Annotated in this window: 20 protein-coding genes; 10 read left to right on the top strand and 10 right to left on the bottom strand. The window is 58.6% G+C overall.

Going from position 1 to position 18,343, the window contains the following annotated elements:
• The first annotated feature begins 99 nt into the window (after nt 1–99).
• From RUM_RS11380 to argF, 10 genes are all read left to right on the top strand, one after another.
• Complete coding sequence (locus RUM_RS11380; RefSeq protein ID WP_015559238.1) at nt 100–1,329, top strand: argininosuccinate synthase; 1,230 nt, start codon at nt 100–102, stop codon at nt 1,327–1,329.
• Between the two features lie 182 nt (nt 1,330–1,511).
• A complete protein-coding gene (locus RUM_RS12250) occupies nt 1,512–2,351 on the top strand; it encodes a hypothetical protein (RefSeq protein WP_015559239.1) in 840 nt (279 codons plus the stop codon).
• A gap of 23 nt (nt 2,352–2,374) precedes the next feature.
• The gene (gene argH / locus RUM_RS11390; RefSeq protein WP_015559240.1) at nt 2,375–3,760 is read left to right on the top strand and encodes an argininosuccinate lyase; all 1,386 of its coding nucleotides are present in this window, start codon (nt 2,375–2,377) and stop codon (nt 3,758–3,760) included.
• Nucleotides 3,757–3,963 carry a hypothetical protein gene (locus RUM_RS11395; RefSeq protein WP_015559241.1) on the top strand — a complete coding sequence of 69 codons (207 nt, stop codon included), beginning with the start codon at nt 3,757–3,759 and terminating at the stop codon, nt 3,961–3,963. Before argH ends, RUM_RS11395 begins: the two co-directional genes overlap by 4 nt.
• A 3-nt stretch (nt 3,964–3,966) precedes the next feature.
• Nucleotides 3,967–4,932 (top strand): N-acetyl-gamma-glutamyl-phosphate reductase, encoded by a 966-nt coding sequence (argC, locus tag RUM_RS11400; protein WP_015559242.1) that lies wholly within the window; start codon nt 3,967–3,969, stop codon nt 4,930–4,932.
• A gap of 6 nt (nt 4,933–4,938) precedes the next feature.
• The gene (gene argJ / locus RUM_RS11405) at nt 4,939–6,213 is read left to right on the top strand and encodes a bifunctional glutamate N-acetyltransferase/amino-acid acetyltransferase ArgJ (protein ID WP_015559243.1); all 1,275 of its coding nucleotides are present in this window, start codon (nt 4,939–4,941) and stop codon (nt 6,211–6,213) included.
• 41 nt (nt 6,214–6,254) lie between these two features.
• On the top strand, nt 6,255–7,124 hold the full coding sequence (gene argB / locus RUM_RS11410; protein ID WP_015559244.1) for an acetylglutamate kinase: 870 nt from the start codon (nt 6,255–6,257) through the stop codon (nt 7,122–7,124).
• 122 nt (nt 7,125–7,246) lie between these two features.
• Nucleotides 7,247–8,413, top strand: coding sequence for an acetylornithine/succinylornithine family transaminase (locus RUM_RS11415; protein ID WP_015559245.1), 1,167 nt, complete (start codon nt 7,247–7,249; stop codon nt 8,411–8,413).
• Between the two features lie 46 nt (nt 8,414–8,459).
• A complete protein-coding gene (locus tag RUM_RS11420) occupies nt 8,460–8,921 on the top strand; it encodes an LURP-one-related family protein (RefSeq protein ID WP_015559246.1) in 462 nt (153 codons plus the stop codon).
• Between the two features lie 13 nt (nt 8,922–8,934).
• A complete protein-coding gene (gene argF, locus RUM_RS11425; RefSeq protein ID WP_015559247.1) occupies nt 8,935–9,840 on the top strand; it encodes an ornithine carbamoyltransferase in 906 nt (301 codons plus the stop codon).
• Nucleotides 9,841–9,935: 95 nt separating this feature from the next.
• Here argF and acpP read toward each other — a convergent pair whose 3' ends face one another.
• From acpP to RUM_RS11475, 10 genes are read right to left on the bottom strand one after another with little or no spacing between them, the layout of a single operon-like run.
• A complete protein-coding gene (gene acpP / locus RUM_RS11430; protein WP_015559248.1) occupies nt 9,936–10,169 on the bottom strand; it encodes an acyl carrier protein in 234 nt (77 codons plus the stop codon).
• Nucleotides 10,170–10,226: 57 nt separating this feature from the next.
• Nucleotides 10,227–11,030 (bottom strand): acetyl-CoA carboxylase carboxyltransferase subunit alpha, encoded by an 804-nt coding sequence (locus tag RUM_RS11435; protein WP_015559249.1) that lies wholly within the window; start codon nt 11,028–11,030, stop codon nt 10,227–10,229.
• Nucleotides 11,027–11,872: an acetyl-CoA carboxylase, carboxyltransferase subunit beta gene (accD, locus tag RUM_RS11440; protein WP_015559250.1), complete on the bottom strand. Its 846-nt coding sequence runs from the start codon at nt 11,870–11,872 to the stop codon at nt 11,027–11,029. The genes RUM_RS11435 and accD overlap by 4 nt, the downstream gene beginning before the upstream one ends.
• Nucleotides 11,865–13,223, bottom strand: a complete 1,359-nt coding sequence (accC, locus tag RUM_RS11445; RefSeq protein WP_015559251.1) for an acetyl-CoA carboxylase biotin carboxylase subunit — start codon at nt 13,221–13,223, stop codon at nt 11,865–11,867. The genes accD and accC overlap by 8 nt, the downstream gene beginning before the upstream one ends.
• A gap of 8 nt (nt 13,224–13,231) precedes the next feature.
• Nucleotides 13,232–13,681, bottom strand: coding sequence for a 3-hydroxyacyl-ACP dehydratase FabZ (gene fabZ, locus RUM_RS12925; protein ID WP_015559252.1), 450 nt, complete (start codon nt 13,679–13,681; stop codon nt 13,232–13,234).
• A 9-nt stretch (nt 13,682–13,690) separates the two neighbouring features.
• A complete protein-coding gene (gene accB, locus RUM_RS12930; protein WP_015559253.1) occupies nt 13,691–14,146 on the bottom strand; it encodes an acetyl-CoA carboxylase biotin carboxyl carrier protein in 456 nt (151 codons plus the stop codon).
• A gap of 12 nt (nt 14,147–14,158) precedes the next feature.
• Complete coding sequence (gene fabF / locus RUM_RS11460; protein ID WP_015559254.1) at nt 14,159–15,388, bottom strand: beta-ketoacyl-ACP synthase II; 1,230 nt, start codon at nt 15,386–15,388, stop codon at nt 14,159–14,161.
• A gap of 13 nt (nt 15,389–15,401) precedes the next feature.
• Nucleotides 15,402–16,139: a 3-oxoacyl-[acyl-carrier-protein] reductase gene (gene fabG / locus RUM_RS11465; protein WP_015559255.1), complete on the bottom strand. Its 738-nt coding sequence runs from the start codon at nt 16,137–16,139 to the stop codon at nt 15,402–15,404.
• A complete protein-coding gene (fabK, locus tag RUM_RS11470; protein ID WP_015559256.1) occupies nt 16,136–17,086 on the bottom strand; it encodes an enoyl-[acyl-carrier-protein] reductase FabK in 951 nt (316 codons plus the stop codon). Before fabK ends, fabG begins: the two co-directional genes overlap by 4 nt.
• 13 nt (nt 17,087–17,099) lie before the next feature.
• Complete coding sequence (locus RUM_RS11475; protein ID WP_049775551.1) at nt 17,100–18,098, bottom strand: beta-ketoacyl-ACP synthase III; 999 nt, start codon at nt 18,096–18,098, stop codon at nt 17,100–17,102.
• Nucleotides 18,099–18,343 lie beyond the last annotated feature (245 nt).

The following is an 18,343-nucleotide window of genomic DNA, read 5'->3' on the forward strand; positions in this document are numbered from 1 at the left end:
AAATATGCATAATTATTCAGAAACCCCTTGACAAATCCACAGAAGGGTGTATAATAAGGCTATACCAAGTATTGAACATCAAACAGGAGGTTCTCAACAATGGCAAAGGAAATCAAAAAGGTCGTACTGGCATACTCCGGCGGTCTGGACACATCCATCATCATTCCGTGGCTGAAGGAAAACTACAACAACTGCGAGGTCATCGCAGTATCCGGCGACGTAGGGCAGGGCACCGAGCTGGACGGTCTGGAGGAAAAGGCAAAGAAGACCGGCGCATCCAAGCTGATCGTTGCAGATCTGAAGAAGGAATTCATCGAAGATTATGTATACCCCACCGTGAAGGCAGGGGCAGTTTACGAGAACCGCTATCTGCTGGGCACCTCCTTTGCACGGCCCATTATCGCAAAGCGCATTGCTGAGATCGCACTGGCGGAGGGGGCTGACGCCATCTGCCACGGCTGCACCGGCAAGGGCAATGACCAGGTTCGGTTTGAGCTTGCCATCAAGGCATTTGCACCGGATATGGAGATCATCGCACCCTGGAGAATCTGGAGCATCAAGTCCCGGGACGAGGAGATCGATTACGCAGAGGCTCACAACATTCCCCTGAAGATCAACCGGGAAACCAACTACTCCAAGGACAAGAACCTGTGGCATCTGTCCCACGAGGGTCTGGATCTGGAGGATCCGGCAAACGAGCCCCAGTACAACAAGCCGGGCTTCCTGGAGCTGGGCGTTTCTCCGGAAATGGCGCCCGACAAGCCCACCTACATCACCATCCACTTTGAAAAGGGCGTACCCACCATGCTGGACGGCAAGGAGCTGGACGGTGTGGGTATGGTCTCCGCACTGAACAAGCTGGGCGGCGAGAACGGCATCGGTCTGGCTGACCTGGTGGAGAACCGTCTGGTGGGCATGAAGTCCAGAGGCGTGTACGAAACCCCCGGCGGCGCCATCCTCTACCACGCACACGAGGTGCTGGAGACCATCTGCCTGGATAAGGAAACCGCACGGATGAAGCAGTACCTGGGCATCAAGTTCGCTGACATCGTATACAACGGTCAGTGGTTCACACCTCTGCGTGAGGCGCTGAGCGCATTTGTGGACAAGACCCAGGAAACCGTCACCGGCGACGTAAAGCTGAAGCTGTACAAGGGCAACATCATCAACGCCGGCGTTACTTCTCCCTACACCCTGTACGATGAGGAGGTTGCCACCTTCGACGCCGACAATGTATACAACCAGAAGGACAGCGCCGGATTCATCAACCTGTTCGGTCTGCCCATCAAGGTCAAGGCAAAGCTGGATCAGAAGCGGAACAACAAGTAATTTACCCGGAAGGATACATACACAGCACGGGCGGCAGACTCTGTCGCCCCCTGTGTTTTTTCTGTTTTGGCAACAATCCACAGACACGCTTCTGTGGGATGTTGCCGCAACAGAACCCACAGGCAATACCGCACAGGGCTTGTGGGGTGCTGCCCTAACAAACATATAGGAGGATATTATTTATGAAACACAACAGATTGGCTGTCGGCATCCTTGCCCTGACTCTGGCGCTGGGCATGACCGCATGCGGCGAGGACAGCAGCGCAGATTCCACCGCTGCAACCACGGAAGCATCCACCCCCGCTTCCACAGAAGCATCCGCACAGGGGGCAACGGAGTCAACAGCGGCTACTACAGAGGCTGCTGCAACAGAGGGGGCAACAGAGGCTGCCACCGAAGCAAAGGCAGACCCCAAGGATGCAGTGCTGCCCACCAGCTATGGGGATTCCTACTGCAAGAAATTTTCCGAGCGGTATTCCGACGAGGCTCTGACCATGGACTGCTCCATGCGTATGTCCATGCTGGGCACCCAGTTGGACTATCAGATCTACACCACCTACTCCAAGGCAAAGAATGCCATGTACTCGGAGGTCACCATGTCCGGGGGCGGCGAGACCTATTCCATTATCATGTACTGGGACAAGGACGCCTGCTACACCCTGCTGCCGGTGGAGAAGATGTATTCCGTCAAGGACGAAGGACTGGATCTGGAGGAGTACATGGAGGAAAGCGGCATGGGACAGATTACCGGCAATGCGGAGGATCTGACCCTGGACAAGGCGGAATTTGTCACCGTAAAGGGCAAGGACTGCGTGAAGGAAACCTATCAGCTTGACCAATCCGAGGCGGCATATATTTTTGACCTTGCCACCGGGGATCTGCTGTCCATCAGCACCAGCATGGAAGGCACGGAGATTTCCAGCATGGAATTCACTACCCTCACCGGCACCTGTGACGAAAGCAAGCTGGTGATGCCGGATCTCACCGGCTACACCAAATCCGATACAGACCTGGCAAACTGATACCCGGAGAAAGGAAGAGGGCTATGGCAAAATTATGGGCAGGAAGATTCTCCAAGGAGGTTGACGAAACCGTCAACGCCTTCAATTCCTCCATCGCCTTTGACGGCAGAATGTACAAGCAGGATATCACCGGCAGCATCGCCCACGCCACCATGCTGGGGGACTGCGGCATCATCTCTAAAGAGGACAGCCGGCAGATCATAGAGGGGCTGCAGGGGATCCTGGCGGATCTGGAATCCGGGGAACTGGAGCTGGATCCCACGGCGGAGGATATCCACATGTTCGTGGAGGCAGAGCTGACCAAGCGGCTGGGGGATGTGGGCAAGCGGCTCCACACCGCTCGTTCCCGGAATGACCAGGTTGCACTGGATATCCGGCTGTATCTGCGGGAGGAAATGGGAGAGATCCGCAGTCTGACCGCAAAGCTGCTGCATACCCTGTGCGATCTGGCACAGCAGCACCTGGACACCATCATGCCCGGATACACCCACCTGCAGCGGGCACAGCCCATTACCCTGGGGCATCACCTGATGGCGTATGCCCAGATGCTGCTGCGGGATTATGACCGGCTGCTGGATACGGAAAAGCGCATGAACTACTGTCCCCTGGGCAGCTGCGCCCTGGCAGGCACCACCTACCCCATCGACCGGCAGCAGACCGCAAAGCTGCTGGGCTTTACCGCCCCCATGGCAAACAGTCTGGACGGGGTATCCGACCGGGACAGTTGCGTGGAGCTGGCAAACGCCCTGGCGCTGCTGATGACCCACCTGTCCCGGTTCTCCGAGGAGATCATTCTCTGGTGCTCCTGGGAATTCAAGTTCATTGAGCTGGACGATGCCTACGCCACCGGCAGTTCCATCATGCCCCAGAAGAAGAATCCGGATATCACCGAGCTGATCCGGGGCAAGACCGGCAGAGTGGTGGGGGATCTGACCACCCTGCTGGCTATGCTGAAGGGGCTGCCCCTTGCCTACAACAAGGATATGCAGGAGGACAAGGAGGCCATCTTCGACGCCATCGACAACGTGAAGCTGTGCCTGAAAACCTTTACCCCCATGCTTGCCACCATGCGTGTGCTGAAGGACAATATGCGTGCCGCCGCCGCCCGGGGCTTTATCAACGCCACCGATTGTGCGGACTATCTGGTGAAGAAGGGGCTGCCCTTCCGGGATGCCTATAAGATTACCGGCACCCTGGTTGCCGCATGCATCCGGCAGGGGCTGACTCTGGAAACCCTGCCCCTGGAGCAGTACCGGGAAATGCACCCTCTGTTCGGCGAGGACGTGTACCATGCCATCAGTCTGGACACCTGCGTCCGGGAGCGCCGTTCCGAGGGCGGTCCTGCACCGGAATCCGTCCGGCGGCAGATCGATCTGACCCGGGCACAGATGGAGGCTTGGGGCATATGAAGGGCAGACAGCTGAAATTCATCCTGCTGCTGTGTACCCTGGCGGTACTGGCATATCTGGCAGGAGAGATCCTGCTGCTGTTCGTGTTTGACAACAACAATATCTGGGTATCCCGGGGCTGGCTGATCGCCGTGTTCGTTGCAACCCTTGCCATCAGCGTATGGAAATGCCCCAGGGATCCGGATCAACACAAAGGAGAATGATTTATGCCGGTTCAGGTTTATATTGACGGACAGGAGGGCACCACGGGACTGAAGATCCTGGAGCGCTTTGATGGCCGCAGTGACATTGCCCTGCTGAAGATCGACCCGGAAAAGCGGAAGGACAACGCAGAGCGGAAGCGGCTGATCCACCAGTCGGACATTACCTTTCTGTGCCTGCCGGACGCTGCCGCTGTGGAGGCGGTAGCCCTGGCAGAGGGCAGCAATACCCGGATCATTGACGCATCCACCGCCCACCGGACCAATCCGGACTGGGCATACGGCTTTCCGGAGCTGAGCCCAGCGCACCGGGAAAGGATCCGCACCAGCCAGAGAGTGGCTGTGCCCGGCTGCTATGCCAGCGGCTTCATTTCCCTGGTGTATCCCCTGGTACAGGCCGGGATCCTGCCGGCGGATTACCCGGTGACCGCATACGCCCTGTCCGGCTACAGCGGCGGCGGCAAAAAGGCAATTGCCCAGTATACGGATCCGAACCGGGACAACTGCTTTGACGCACCCCGGCTCTATGCCCTGGGGCAGACCCACAAGCATATGCCGGAAATGCAGAAAATTTCCGGGCTTGCCTATCCCCCCATGTTCAATCCCATCATCTGCGACTTTTTCAACGGCATGATCGTGTGCGTGCCCATCCTGACCCGGCTGCTGCCCAAGGCAGTGACCCCGGAGCAGGTGCATGCCGCATTTGCCGCCCACTATGCAAACCAGCGCTTTGTGCATGTGACCGCCCTCCAGGGCAGCGACGTGCTGCCGGATGGGTTCATGTCCGCAAATCCCCTTGCAGGCTCCAATGACCTGGAGGTATTCGTCTGCGGCAACCATGACCGGATCCTGCTATGCGCACGGCTGGACAATCTGGGCAAGGGCGCATCCGGTGCGGCAGTCCAGTGTATGAATCTGATGATCGGGGCGCCGGAGGATACCGGTCTGACCTCGGTGTATGAAAAGGAGTAAGCAGCCATGAAGCTTCAGAAATTTGACGGCTATACATTTGTGGAGGGAGGGGTCTGCGCTGCACAGGGCTTTCTGGCAAACGGCATCCAGTGCGGTCTTGCCCACAAGGCGCTCAGCGAGGACGCTCCCTCCCCCACCGCCGGGAAGAAGAAACATGACCTGGCAGTGATCTACGCAGAGGTACCCTGCGCTGCCGCAGCGGTCTACACCACCAACAAGGTCAAGGGCGCACCCATTCTGGTGACCCGGGAGCATCTGAAAAACGGCACCGCCCAGGCGGTGATCGTCAACTCCGTCAACGCCAACACCTGCAACCCGGACGGAGTGGAGAAGGCAACAAAAATGTGTCAGCTAGCGGCGGATGCCTTAAAGCTGGAGGAAAGCGAGATCATCGTGGCATCCACCGGGGTCATCGGACAGGTGCTGCCCATCGAGCCCATTGCCGCAGCCGTACCGGAGCTGTGCAAGGGGCTGAATCCCAAGGGAAATGCTGCCGCAGTGGAGGCAATTATGACCACCGACACCATGCCCAAGGAGATCGCCGTGTCCTTCACCCTGGGCGGAAAACCCTGCAAGCTGGGGGGCATGCTCAAGGGCAGCGGCATGATCCACCCCAACATGGCAACCACCCTGACCTTCCTGACCACGGATGCGGACATTGCCCCGGCACTGCTCCAGCAGGCTCTGTCCGATGTGGTAAAGCTGACGCTGAACCGGGTCAGCGTGGACGGGGACACCTCCACCAACGATATGGTCTGCGTGCTGGCAAACGGTAAGGCAGACAATGCCCCCATCCGCACCGCCAATGCAGACTACGACACCTTCAAGCAGGCGCTGTATGTGATCCTGCTGAACCTTGCCCGGATGATGGCACGGGACGGAGAGGGCGCCACCAAGCTCATCACCTGCCTGTGCGAGGGTGCGCCGGACGAAAAGACGGCGGAGATCGTGGCAAAGAGCGTGATTACCTCCAGTCTGGTGAAAACCGCAATGTTCGGCAGGGATGCCAACTGGGGCAGAATCGCCTGTGCCGCCGGGTATGCCCAGGCGGACTTTGACCTGGAAAAGCTGGACATTGACGTGGCATCCGAGAACGGCAGAATCGCCGCATGCCGGAAGGGCGTGATCCCGGACTTCTCCGAGGAGGAGGCTGCAAGGATCCTGGAGCCGGAGGAGATCCGGATCTGCATCCATCTGAACAGCGGTCTGTGCAGTGCAGTGTGCTGGGGCTGTGATCTGACCTATGACTATGTAAAGATCAACGGCGACTATCGGTCATAAGCCCGAACGGCTGCAATATCAAACAACTTGGAGTGATACATATGGAAATTCCTGAAAACATCCCGAATTCTGTCCGGTCAAAGATTCTGATCGACGCCCTGCCCCATATCCAGCGATACAACGGCAAGATCGTGGTGGTCAAGTACGGGGGCAACGCCATGACCAACGAGGCGCTGAAGCAGGCGGTCATGAGCGATATCGTGCTGTTGTCCCTGGTGGGCATCAAGGTTGTTCTGGTACACGGGGGCGGCCCGGAAATCAACGATATGCTCCGGCGGCTGAACATTGAAAGTAAGTTCATCGGCGGGCTGCGGTACACGGACAAGGAAACCGTGGACGTGGTGAAGATGGTGCTTGCCGGCAAGGTGAACAAGGAGCTGGTTGCCCTTCTGGCGGAGCATCAGGGCAGCGCAGTGGGTCTGTGCGGTATTGACGGGCAGATGCTCATGGCGGAAAAGGTAGAAAGCGAGCAGGATCTGGGCTATGTGGGTGACATCGTCAGCGTGAACACCAAGCCCATTCTGGATGCGCTGAACGGTGGGTATGTGCCGGTGATCGCCACGGTGGCAAGCAGCAAGTCCGGTCAGACCTACAACGTGAATGCGGACACGGCGGCAGCACGGATCGCCGCAGAGCTGAAGGCGGAAAATCTGATCCTCATGACGGACATTGCAGGACTGATGCGGGACAAGGACGACCCCTCCACGCTGATGCCCTTTGTGAACGTCAGCGAGGTGCCCTTCTTAAAGCGGCAGGGCATCATCTCCGGAGGCATGATCCCCAAGATCGACTGCTGCGTGGAGGCAGTACGCCGGGGCGTACACAAGACCGTTATCATCGACGGCCGGATCCCCCACTCCATCCTCATTGAGCTGCTGTCCAACGAGGGCATCGGCACCCAGTTCAAATAAGACGCAAAAGTATTGACTTGTTCATAAACTAAAGCATTGCAATTTTTCCTGTGTCGGGGTAAAATAAGAATGCAGGGTAAATTGCACAAAAAGCAATCCCCACAGCAAAGGAGATTATCCGAATGGATACAATAGAACAGTTTGACAGCCATGTGATGCAGACCTATGACCGGCTGCCCCTGGTGATGGAATCCGGCAGCGGCAGAACCTGTACCGATGAGGACGGCAAGCGCTACCTGGATTTCGGCAGCGGCATCGGCACCAACAGCCTGGGGTACTGCGATCCTGCCTGGGCGGACGCAGTGTGCGCCCAGGTTCGCCGCATGCAGCACACTTCAAATTACTACTACACAAAAGTACAGGCGGATTTCGCAGAGCGGCTGTGCCAGATCACCGGCTATAAGCGGGTGTTCTTCGGCAATTCCGGCGCAGAAGCCAACGAATGCGCCATTAAGCTGGCAAGAAAATACAGCTTTGATAAATACGGCGCAGGCAGAAATGTGATCATCACCCTGCGCAACTCCTTCCACGGCAGAACCATGGCGACCCTGAGCGCCACCGGGCAGGACTGCTTCCACAACTACTTCTTCCCCTTCCCGGAGGGCTTTGTGTACGCCGAAGCCAACGACATTGACGATCTGCTCAAGAAGATGCACAACAACGTGTGCGCCGTGATGCTGGAATACATCCAGGGCGAAGGGGGCGTGGTGCCCCTGGACAGCAAGTATGTGGATCAGCTCTACGATTTCTGCGCAAAGCGGGATATTCTGGTGATCGCTGACGAGGTTCAGACCGGCGTGGGCAGAACCGGCACCTTCCTGGCAGGAGAGCAGTACGCCAAGAAGGCGGACATCACCACGCTTGCCAAGGGGTTGGGCGGCGGTCTTCCCATCGGTGCATGCCTTGCCAACGGCAAATGCGCTGACGTGCTCACCAAGGGCATGCACGGTTCCACCTTCGGGGGCAATCCGGTGGTCTGCGCCGGCGGGCTTGCGGTGCTGGAACAGGTGGCAAAGCCGGATTTCCTGGCACAGGTACTGGCAAAGGGCGCTCACATCCGTGCCGCCCTCCGGGACTGCCAGGAGGTCACGGAGATCACCGGTCTGGGTCTGATGCTGGGGCTGACGCTGAAAACCAAACAGGCGGCGGACGTGAAGCAGGCAGCCTTCCAGCGGGGTCTGCTGGTGCTGACGGCGAAGGATAAGGTGCGGCTGCTCCCGCCGCTGAACATCACCATCGGGGAGCTGGACAGCGGTCTTGCGATTCTCAAGGAGTGCCTGAGCCAGTAAGACTGACGAACATCAATGCATTGCATCGGGGGAGGGAAACGCTTATATGGTTCTTTACATCATACCCAAGGGAAGCAAATACAACGTACAGGACGAAAAGGGCCGTATCATTTATACCATTAAGAAAAAGGGCTTTGGCGGCAAAATGCAGTTGTTTGACGCAAGCGGCTACGAAATGTACACCATGACAAGCGATTTTTCTCAAAAGCATCCCTCCTTTGACATATTGCTGGACGGAAAGCCATATATTATGGTCAAGTGCAAGTCCCGGTTCCTGGATCCTTCCATCGTAGGACAGGGCAATATGGGTACCTACTGGCTCAAGAGCCAGAACCGGATGCGGTTCGAGCTTACAAAGGATGATGTGAACATTGGCAGCATCCTCTCCCAGCCCATGCCCAAGGGGGATGTGCAGTTTGAGATGACGATCAACGACAAGGAATTTGACGACGCACTGGTACTGTTTGCGGTGTGCATCGACTTTTCCTTTTACAAGTACAAGAAATGACGGAGGTTTACTTATGAAGCACTTACTGAAAATGCTGGACATGAGCCAGGAGGAGATCATTGACATTCTGAACCTGGCGGATCAGCTGAAATACGAGCTCAAGCACGGCATTCCCCACCCCATGCTCAAGGGCAAGTCTCTGGGTATGATCTTCCAGAAGGCATCCACCCGGACGAGAGTTTCCTTTGAAACCGGTATGTACCAACTGGGCGGTCATGCTCTGTTCCTGTCGGCGGACGATCTGCAGATCGGCAGAGGCGAGCCGGTGGAGGATACCGCACGGGTACTGTCCCGGTACATTGACGGCATTATGATCCGCACCTTCGCCCAGAAAGAGGTGGAGGATCTGGCGGAGTACGGCTCCATCCCGATCATCAACGGGCTCACCGACCTGTCCCACCCCTGCCAGGTGCTGGCGGATCTGATGACCATCCGGGAATTCAAGGGCAGCTTTGACGGCTTGAAAATGTGCTACATCGGCGACGGCAACAACATGGCAAACTCCTTGATCGTAGGGGGTCTGAAGGTTGGTATGCAGGTTTCCGTTGCCTGCCCGGAGGGCTACCGGCCGGATCCCATGGTTATGGACTTTGCACAGAAGGATCCGGGCTTCTCCATTACCGATGTGCCCCTGGAGGCTGCCAAGGACGCAGATATCCTGCTGACGGATGTGTGGGCATCCATGGGGCAGGAGGGCGAGATCGCAAAGCGCCGCATTGCCTTTGCAGGGTACCAGATCAACGACGAGATCATGGCGGCTGCCAAGCCGGACGCTATGGTGATGCACTGCCTGCCGGCACACCGGGAGGAGGAGATCACTGCCAAGGTCTTTGAGGAACACGCCAAGGAGATCTTTGAGGAGGCGGAAAACCGGCTCCACGCCCAGAAGGCGGTCATGGTTCGCCTGATGGCAGACTAAAGCAAACAAAGCAAGCCGCTCCGTATGCTGATACGGGGCGGCTTTTTGCGTACAGAAACAGAAAGGGTACCGAAAATCCGGTACCCTTTGCGGCGTTATTCAGCCTGCTGGCTGTCGATGTAAGCAACGATGTCGCCTACGGTCTTGATATTGTCCACAGCCTCGTCCGGGATCTCAATGTCGAACTCCTCGGAAATGATTACGATCAGATCCACAACGTCCAGAGAATCGATGCCCAGATCCTCCTGCATGTCAGCCTCCGGTGTAACGAGTGCCTCGTCCACGTCAAACTGCTCCACAATAATCGCCTTCAGCTTATCGAATGTCATAGTATTTCCTCCAAAAATATATTTCACGCCACAGGGCGCATTGAACCCACGCTCCGGTCATTCCCGGAAGGCGCCGATTTTTCTAAACTTAGTATAGCGTTCTTCCAGCAAAACGTCAATATCTTTTCGCAAATTTTCTTGAATTTTTATGGACAAAAATTCGTGCAGCGCCGACGATATTTTGTCTATATCGTTGTGCGCCCCTCCGGCAGGCTCCGGAATGATCCCGTCCGCCACCCCCAGGGTCAGCATATCCTCCGCTGTCATGTGCAGCAGCTCACAGGCTTCCTTCTCCCGGCTGCCGTCCTTCCAGAGGATGCTGGCAAAGCCACGGGGGGAGATCACGGAATACAGGGCGTTTTCCAGCATACCAAGGGCATCGCACACCCCAAGCGCCAGGGCGCCACCGCTGCCCCCTTCTCCCAGCACCACGGAAACCACCGGGGTGCGAAGCTGCATAAATTCCGCCAGATTCCGGGCAATCGCCTCGCCCTGTCCCCGGTTTTCCGCATCGATGCCGCAGAAGGCGCCGGGTGTGTCGATCAGGCAGATCACCGGCCGGCGGAATTTCTCCGCCTGCTTGGCAAGCCGCAGCGCCTTCCGGTAGCCCTCCGGGTGGGGCATGGCGAAATTGGCTGCCTTGTTTTCCGCAAGGTTCCTGCCCTTCACCTGTGCCAGCACCGTCACCGGCGTGCCGTCCAGCCTGCCGATGCCTCCCAGCAACGCTCCGTCGTCCCCGAAAAGCCGATCTCCGTGAAGCTCGAAAAACTCCGTGAAGATCCGGGGGATGTAATCCCGCACCGTAGGCCGTGCCGGGTTGCGGATCAACTGTAAGCGTTCCCACGCTGTCCGTTCGTTCATGCCTTCACCTCCCCGTAGCCGTGAAGCCGCAGCAGCTGCTCCAGGGTCTGGCGCATGTTCCGCCGGGATACAATAGCATCCACAAAGCCCTGTTCCAGCATATGCTCTGCCAGCTGAAAGCCCTCCGGCAGCCGCTGATGGATGGTATTCTCAATGACCCGTCTGCCGGCAAAGCCGATAAGCACCTTTGGCTCCGCCAGGATGATATCCCCCAGGGAGGCAAAGGAGGCGGTCACGCCGCCGGTGGTGGGATCCGTCAGCACGGTGATGTACAGCAGCCCTGCGGCACTGTGCCGTGCCACTGCCCCGGAGGTTTTCGCCATCTGCATCAGGGACACCATGCCCTCCTGCATCCGTGCGCCGCCGGATGCGGTGAACACGATGATGGGCAGTCCCGCTTTGGTGGCATGCTCAAAGGCACGGGTGAGCTTCTCCCCCACCACGCTGCCCATACTGCCCATCATGTACCGGGGATCCATTACCGCCAGCGTCACCGGGATTCCCCCGATCCGGCAGTCTCCGGTGATAATGGCGTCCGTCAGCCCGGTATTCGCCCGAAGCACCATCTGCTTTTTCTCATAGCCGGGAAAGCCGATGGGGTTGCAGCTGCGCATACGGGCATCCGCCTGGACAAAGGAGCCGGGATCCGCCGTGAGAATGATCCGTGACGGGGCATTGAGCCGGTCATGGAAGCTGCAGTGGGGGCATACATGATCCGAAGCCTCAAAGGAGGACAGGGGACTTACCGTGCGGCACCGGGGGCACTTGTAGGTTTCCTCCGGCGGCCGCTTGGGTTCATCGGACAGGCGGCTCCGCACCTGGGAAAACAGTTCCTCAAGCATTGCCTGCACCACCCTTCTTCTCCAGCTCTGCCAGATAGCCCGTATCGTAGGTGCCGCTGCGGAAGGCATCACTGCGGATCAGCTCCAACTGCATGTCGATGTTGGTATCCACCCCGTCCACCAGAAATTCCGCCAGCGCCCAGTTCATCTTGGCAATGGCCTGGGCACGGGTGGGTGCATGGACGATGAGCTTCGCCAGCATGGAATCGTAAAAGGGCGGAATCTGACAGCCCTGATAGATGGCGGAATCCACCCGCACGCCGGGCCCTCCCGGCATGTACAGCCCCTGGATCACACCGGGACAGGGGCGGAAGTTCTCCGCCGGATTTTCCGCCAGGATCCGGCACTCAATGGCATGCCCCCGGATCTGTACGTCGGACTGGGTAAAACCCAGCGGCTCCCCGGCGGCGATCCGCAACTGTGCCTGCACCAGGTCAATGCCGGTGACCGCCTCGGTTACAGGATGCTCCACCTGGATCCGGGTATTCATCTCCATGAAGAAAAATTCCTTCCCGTCGGTGAGAAATTCCACCGTACCCGCATTGGTAAAGCCGCACTGCTTTGCCGCCCGGACTGCCGCATCCCCCATCTGCTGACGCAGGGCGGGAGAAAGAATGGCACAGGGGCTTTCCTCCATCAGCTTCTGCTTGCGCCGCTGCATACTGCAGTCCCGCTCCCCCAGATGCACCACATTGCCCTGGGAATCCGCCAGAATCTGCACCTCCACATGTCTGGGATGCAGCAGCAGCCGTTCCATGTACACATCCGCACAGCCAAAGCAGGAGGCTGCCTCCTCGGAGGCGGTGCGCATCTGGCTTTCCAGCTCCTCCTCCCGGTACACGGGACGGATGCCCCGCCCACCACCTCCGGCGGACGCCTTGATGAGCAGGGGATAGCCGATCTTTGCGGCAATCTCCTTGGCGGATGCCAGGTCAGCCACGATCCCGTCAGAGCCGGGGATCACCGGCACCCCTGCCGCCTGCATGGTCTGCTTTGCCCGTGCCTTATCCCCCAGCAGGGTAATGGCTTCCGGGGAGGGCCCCACGAAAATCAGCCCTGCCTCCCGGCACTGCCGGGCAAAATCCGCATCCTCGGACAAAAAGCCGAAGCCCGGATGCACCGCATCACAGCCGGTGATCCTGGCGGCAGTCAGCAAAGCGTCCGCCTTCAGGTAGCTGTCCCGGGCAGCAGGCTTGCCGATGCACACCGCCTGGTCTGCCAGCTGCACATGCAGCGCATGCCGGTCGGCGGTGGAATACACCGCCACGCAGCGGATCCCCAGCTCCCGGCAGGCACGGATGATCCGCACTGCGATCTCGCCCCGGTTGGCGATCAAAACCTTTTTCAGCATGGCTCTCCTCACTCCTGCTCCACAGGGGGCACCAGCACGAACTTGATCTGGGCGGAGGCTGCTACCTCATCCCCCACATAAGCCGTACCCTCGCCTACGCCGATGCGCCCCAGATTCTTCACAATGGAAACCTCCAGCCGCAGGGTATCCCCCGGCACCACCTGCCGGCGGAATTTCGCCTTGTCGATGCCGGAGAACATCCCGATCTTGCCCTTATTCCGGGGCAATGCCAGCATGGCAACCGCACCAGCCTGCGCCATCATTTCCACCAGCAGTACGCCGGGTGTCACCGGCATGCCGGGAAAATGCCCCTTGAACCAGAATTCCTCCGGCGTCATGTGCTTGGTTGCCACACAGCGCACACCCGGCTCCATTTCGTTGATCTCATCGATCAGCAGGAAGGGATCCCGGTGGGGGATCAGCTCCATGATCTGCGCCCGATCCATCAGTACTGCCATATGCCGCTCCTATTCTATCCGCAGGATGGGCTGGTCAAATTCCACCGCATCCCCGTTCTGTACCAGAATCTCTGCCACGGTGCCCTCCTGCTCGCAGAGCACCTCGTTCATCAGCTTCATAGACTCGATGATCATCAGCACGTCCCCCTTCTTCACCCGCTTGCCAACGGTCACAAAGGGCTCGCTTTCCGGAGAGGATGCTGCATAATAAGTCCCCACCAAGGGTGCCTTCACCCAGGTGCCCGATACCGCAGCCGGTGCTGTCGGGGCATCCTCCTGGGGAGCCGCCGGGGGGTATACCGGGGGCATACCCATGGGGGCAGGCATGGGGGCAGGCTTTTTTCCCTTGATGGTCAGCTTCTTGTCCCCATCCTCCAGGGTCAGCTCCCCCAGATCATTGTCCCGCAGGATCCGGGCAAGCCGCTCCAGCAGCTCCGGATCAAACTGTCCGAATAGTTTTTCCATAGTTGTATCCTCCTACGCCTGCCGGATGCACAGGCATGCGTTGTGTCCGCCAAAGCCCAGATTGTTGGTCAGAGCCGCCCGGACAGTTCCGGTCACGTTGCCGCTGCCGCAGTAATCCAGGTCGCATTCCGGATCCGGCGTGGTATAGCCCACCGTCCGGTGGATCAGCCCGGTTTCCACGGATTTAGCGGTCACAATGGCTTCCACCGCCCCGGCACCTCCCAGAAGATGCCCGATCATGGACTTGGTGGAGTTCACCTTCAGCTTGTATGCGTGCTCCCCGAAGGCAGCCTTGATGGCGGCAGTCTCGCTGGCATCGTTCAGACCGGTGGAGGTACCGTGGGCGTTAATATAGTCGATATCCTCTGCCCCCAGTCCCCCTTCTTCATATGCCATCCGCATGGCTGCTGCGGCAGCTTCCCCGTCCGGTGCCGGTGCGGTCTGGTGATAGGCATCACAGGTCGCCCCGTAGCCGCATACCTCTGCGTAGATTTTTGCGCCCCGTGCCACGGCGGATTCGTAGGACTCCAGCATCAGCGCCCCGGCACCCTCCCCGATGACGAAGCCGCTGCGCTCCTTGTCGAAGGGGATGGATGCCTTGGACAGCTCCGTTGTCTTGGTGAGAGCACGCATATTCTGGAAGCCAGCCAGGGTGAAGGTAGTCAGTGCGCTTTCCGAGCCGCCGCACAGACAGCAGTCCAGATAGCCGTCCTTGATCTTCCGGAATGCCTCGCCGATGGCGTGGGTGGAGGATGCACAGGCGGTCACGGTGGCAAAATTCGCCCCTTTGAAGCCGGTTTTCATAGCCACGGTGCCTGCCGCCATGTTGGCGATCATCATGGGCACATACCGGGCGGAAATCTTGCTGACGCCCCCGTCCCGGAAGTGGCTGTATTCCTGCTCCGTCAGACCGATGCCCCCCACGCCTACGCCGAAAATGCAGCCTGCCCGGTAGGGGTCTGCGGCGGCAATGTCATAGCCGCTGTCCCGGAGCGCCTCCAGGGCGGAAACCACCGCAAACTGGGTAAACCGCTCCATGGTTCTGGCATCCTTCTTGTCCAGACAGCCGGCGGGGTCAAAGTCATGCACCTGTCCGGCGAAATGCACACTAAGGGGGGATGCGTCAAAGGTATCAATGGGGGTAATGGCAAGCCGGTTTTCCACAACCCCATCCCACAGGGGCTTGACCCCGGTGCCAAAGGGAGTCACTGCCCCCATGCCGGTAATCACTACTCTATGCATAGCTGCTCCTTTCTTACATTACAATGCCGCCGGACACTTCCAGCACCTGTCCGGTGATATAGCTGCCGCCCTCTCCTGCAAGGAATGCCACTGCCGCTGCCACATCCTCCGGCGTTCCGGCACGTCCCAGAGTGATCCGGGACAGAATGGCTTCCTTCTGCTGGTCGGTCATGCTGTCGGTCATGGGTGTCTCGATAAAGCCCGGTGCAATGGCGTTGACCGTAATGCCCCGTGCTCCCAGCTCCTTTGCCGCCGTCTTGGTCATGGCGATCACCGCCCCCTTGGAGGCGCTGTAGTTGCACTGCCCCATATTTCCGTACAGCCCTGCTACTGATGCCATGTTGATGATCCTGCCGCTTTTCTGCCGGAGCATGATGCTCCCTGCCAGCTTCATCAGCATATACACGCTTTTCTGGTTGCTGGCGATGACTGCGTCATACTGCTCCTCGCTCATGCGCAGCAGCAGATTGTCCCGGGTGATACCGGCGTTGTTCACCAGCACATCCAGTCTGCCGTATGCCGCCTTCACATCCTTGATGAGCGCGTCACACTGGGCATAGTCGGACACGTCCGCCGCAAAGCATGCAGCCTCCGCCCCCAGCTCCCGGCACTGCTGTGCGATCTGCTCCGCCTTCTGCCGGCTTTCCTGCCGGTTGGAGGAATGCACCGCCACCGTATAGCCTTCCTTTGCAAGCCGCAGGGCAATGGCTGCCCCGATGCCCTGGGATGCGCCTGTTACCAGTGCGATCATGCTTCCACCTCCCTGCCCACTGCCGTACTCCCCAGCAGTTGCTGTGCCTGTGCAAAAATCTCCTCTACGATCTCCTTGCAGGGCTTGACCTCATGGATCATGCCGGCAATGGCGCCGCACAGGAAGGAGCCTTCCGCCACGTTGCCGTCCTGCACCGCCTTCCGCAGCGCCCCGACGGTCATGCGCTCGAACTCCTCCGGGGTGCCGCCGTTCTGCTCAAATTTCAGCAGGCCCCGGGAGAACTTGGTCTTGATACCCCGGCAGGGATGACCGGTGAATCTGCCGGTGACGATGCTGTCCGTATCCTTTGCGGAAAGCACCAGCTTCTGATAGGTTTCGTGAATGTTGCACTCGGTGGACGCTAAGAACCGGGTCCCCAGTTGTACCCCCTGCGCCCCCAGCATGAAGGCTGCTGCCACGCCTCTGCCGTCTGCAATACCCCCGGCGGCGATCACCGGGATCTGCACAGCGTCCACCACCTGGGGCACCAGGCACATGGTGGTGATCTCCCCGATGTGACCGCCGGACTCGGTGCCCTCTGCGATCACTGCGTCCGCTCCTGCCTGCTCCATACGCTTTGCCAGTGCCACGGTGGGGATCACCGGGATCACCTTGATACCGGCTTCCTTCCAGGCGGGAATGTATCTGCCGGGACTGCCTGCACCAGTGGTGACCAGCGGCACCTGTTCGTCAATGACCATCTGGGCAAGGTCTGCCGCATTGGGACTCATAAGCATAATATTGACGCCAAAGGGCTTATCCGTCAGCTCCTTTGCCTTCCGGATCTGATCCCGGATATAATCCACCGGGGCAGCTCCTCCGGCGATGAGACCCACGCCTCCGGCATTGGACACTGCCGCAGCCAGCTGACTGTCTGCGATCCACGCCATGCCCCCCTGCAGCAGGGGATACTGTACCCCCAAAAGCTCCGTGATTCTGGTTTTCATGGATTGACCCTCCTTAATACTCAAATAATACCGCACCCATGGTGAGTCCTGCGCCAAATCCTACCAGGCACACCCGGTCGCCCCGGTTCAGCCTGCCGCTGCGGACTGCCTCGTCCAAAGCAATGGGGATGGAGGCGCTGGAGGTGTTGCCGTATTTGTCCAGATCCACCATGATCCGCTCCATGGGAAATTGCAGCTTCTTTGCGGCGGTTTCAATGATCCGCAGATTCGCCTGGTGTGGGATCAGCAGGTCAATCTCCGCCGCCGTCATGCCTGCCTTGTCCAGCACCTGCTGTACCGCCCGGGGCATGGCTTCCGTGGCAAAGCGATACACGGCTCTGCCCTCCTGCCGCAGAAAATCCCCCTGGGGATCCGTCTCCTCCGGCACTGCATGCTCCCCCTTGGAGAACAGGCTGAGCCGTCGGTTTGCGTTGGCATACAGACTGGTGACTCCGGTGCCGTCCGCCATCATGTAAGCGCTGTACAGTCCCTGCTTTTTCTCCAGGACACATGCCCCTGCCCCGTCTCCAAAGAGGATGCAGGAGGAGCGATCGGAAAAGTCCGTGATCCGGGACAGGTTCTCGTTGGATACCACCAGCACATAGGACAGCTCCGGGTCGGTGGCAAGGTACCGTGCCGCCATATCCACCCCGCATACAAAGCCGGTGCAGGCGGAATTGACATCAAACGCCATGGCGTTCACGGCGCCCAGCTCCCGCTGGATCACACAGGCGGTGGCAGGGGTCACATAATCCGGGGTCACGGTGGTGTCGATGATCAGTCCAAGCTGCTGGCCGCTGATCCCTGCTGCCTCCAGTGCCTGCCGGGCAGCCTGCAAGCCCATGTACCAGCTTGGCTCCCCGTCGGAAATGTGCCGGGTGACGATGCCGGTGCGGCTGCGGATCCACTCGTCGCTGGTATCCAGAAATGCAGCAAATGCGTTGTTGTCCACAGTCAGCGGGGGAACATACCGTCCCGTTCCGGCAATGCGGATTCCGGTCAAAAAAACCACTCCTCCCTGTTGTGTTTTCTTACTGTTTGTGGTATAGTAACTATAGGCAATTCCATCAGGCAAGCAAAAATACTTTACCTGATTAACTATTTTCAAGACTATTTTAATCCATTTTCAGCGCAATTGCAAGACAGGTGGGCAAATTTCAGTTGGCTTATGCAAATTCGTAAAAATCAACGGGATTTCTCACCAAATAAAGCGAATGATTGTTCAGTTTTTACAATGCGCTGCATGCACAGGAGGCA

It is taken from the genome of Ruminococcus champanellensis 18P13 = JCM 17042, assembly GCF_000210095.1.
Classification (GTDB): domain Bacteria; phylum Bacillota; class Clostridia; order Oscillospirales; family Ruminococcaceae; genus Ruminococcus_F; species Ruminococcus_F champanellensis.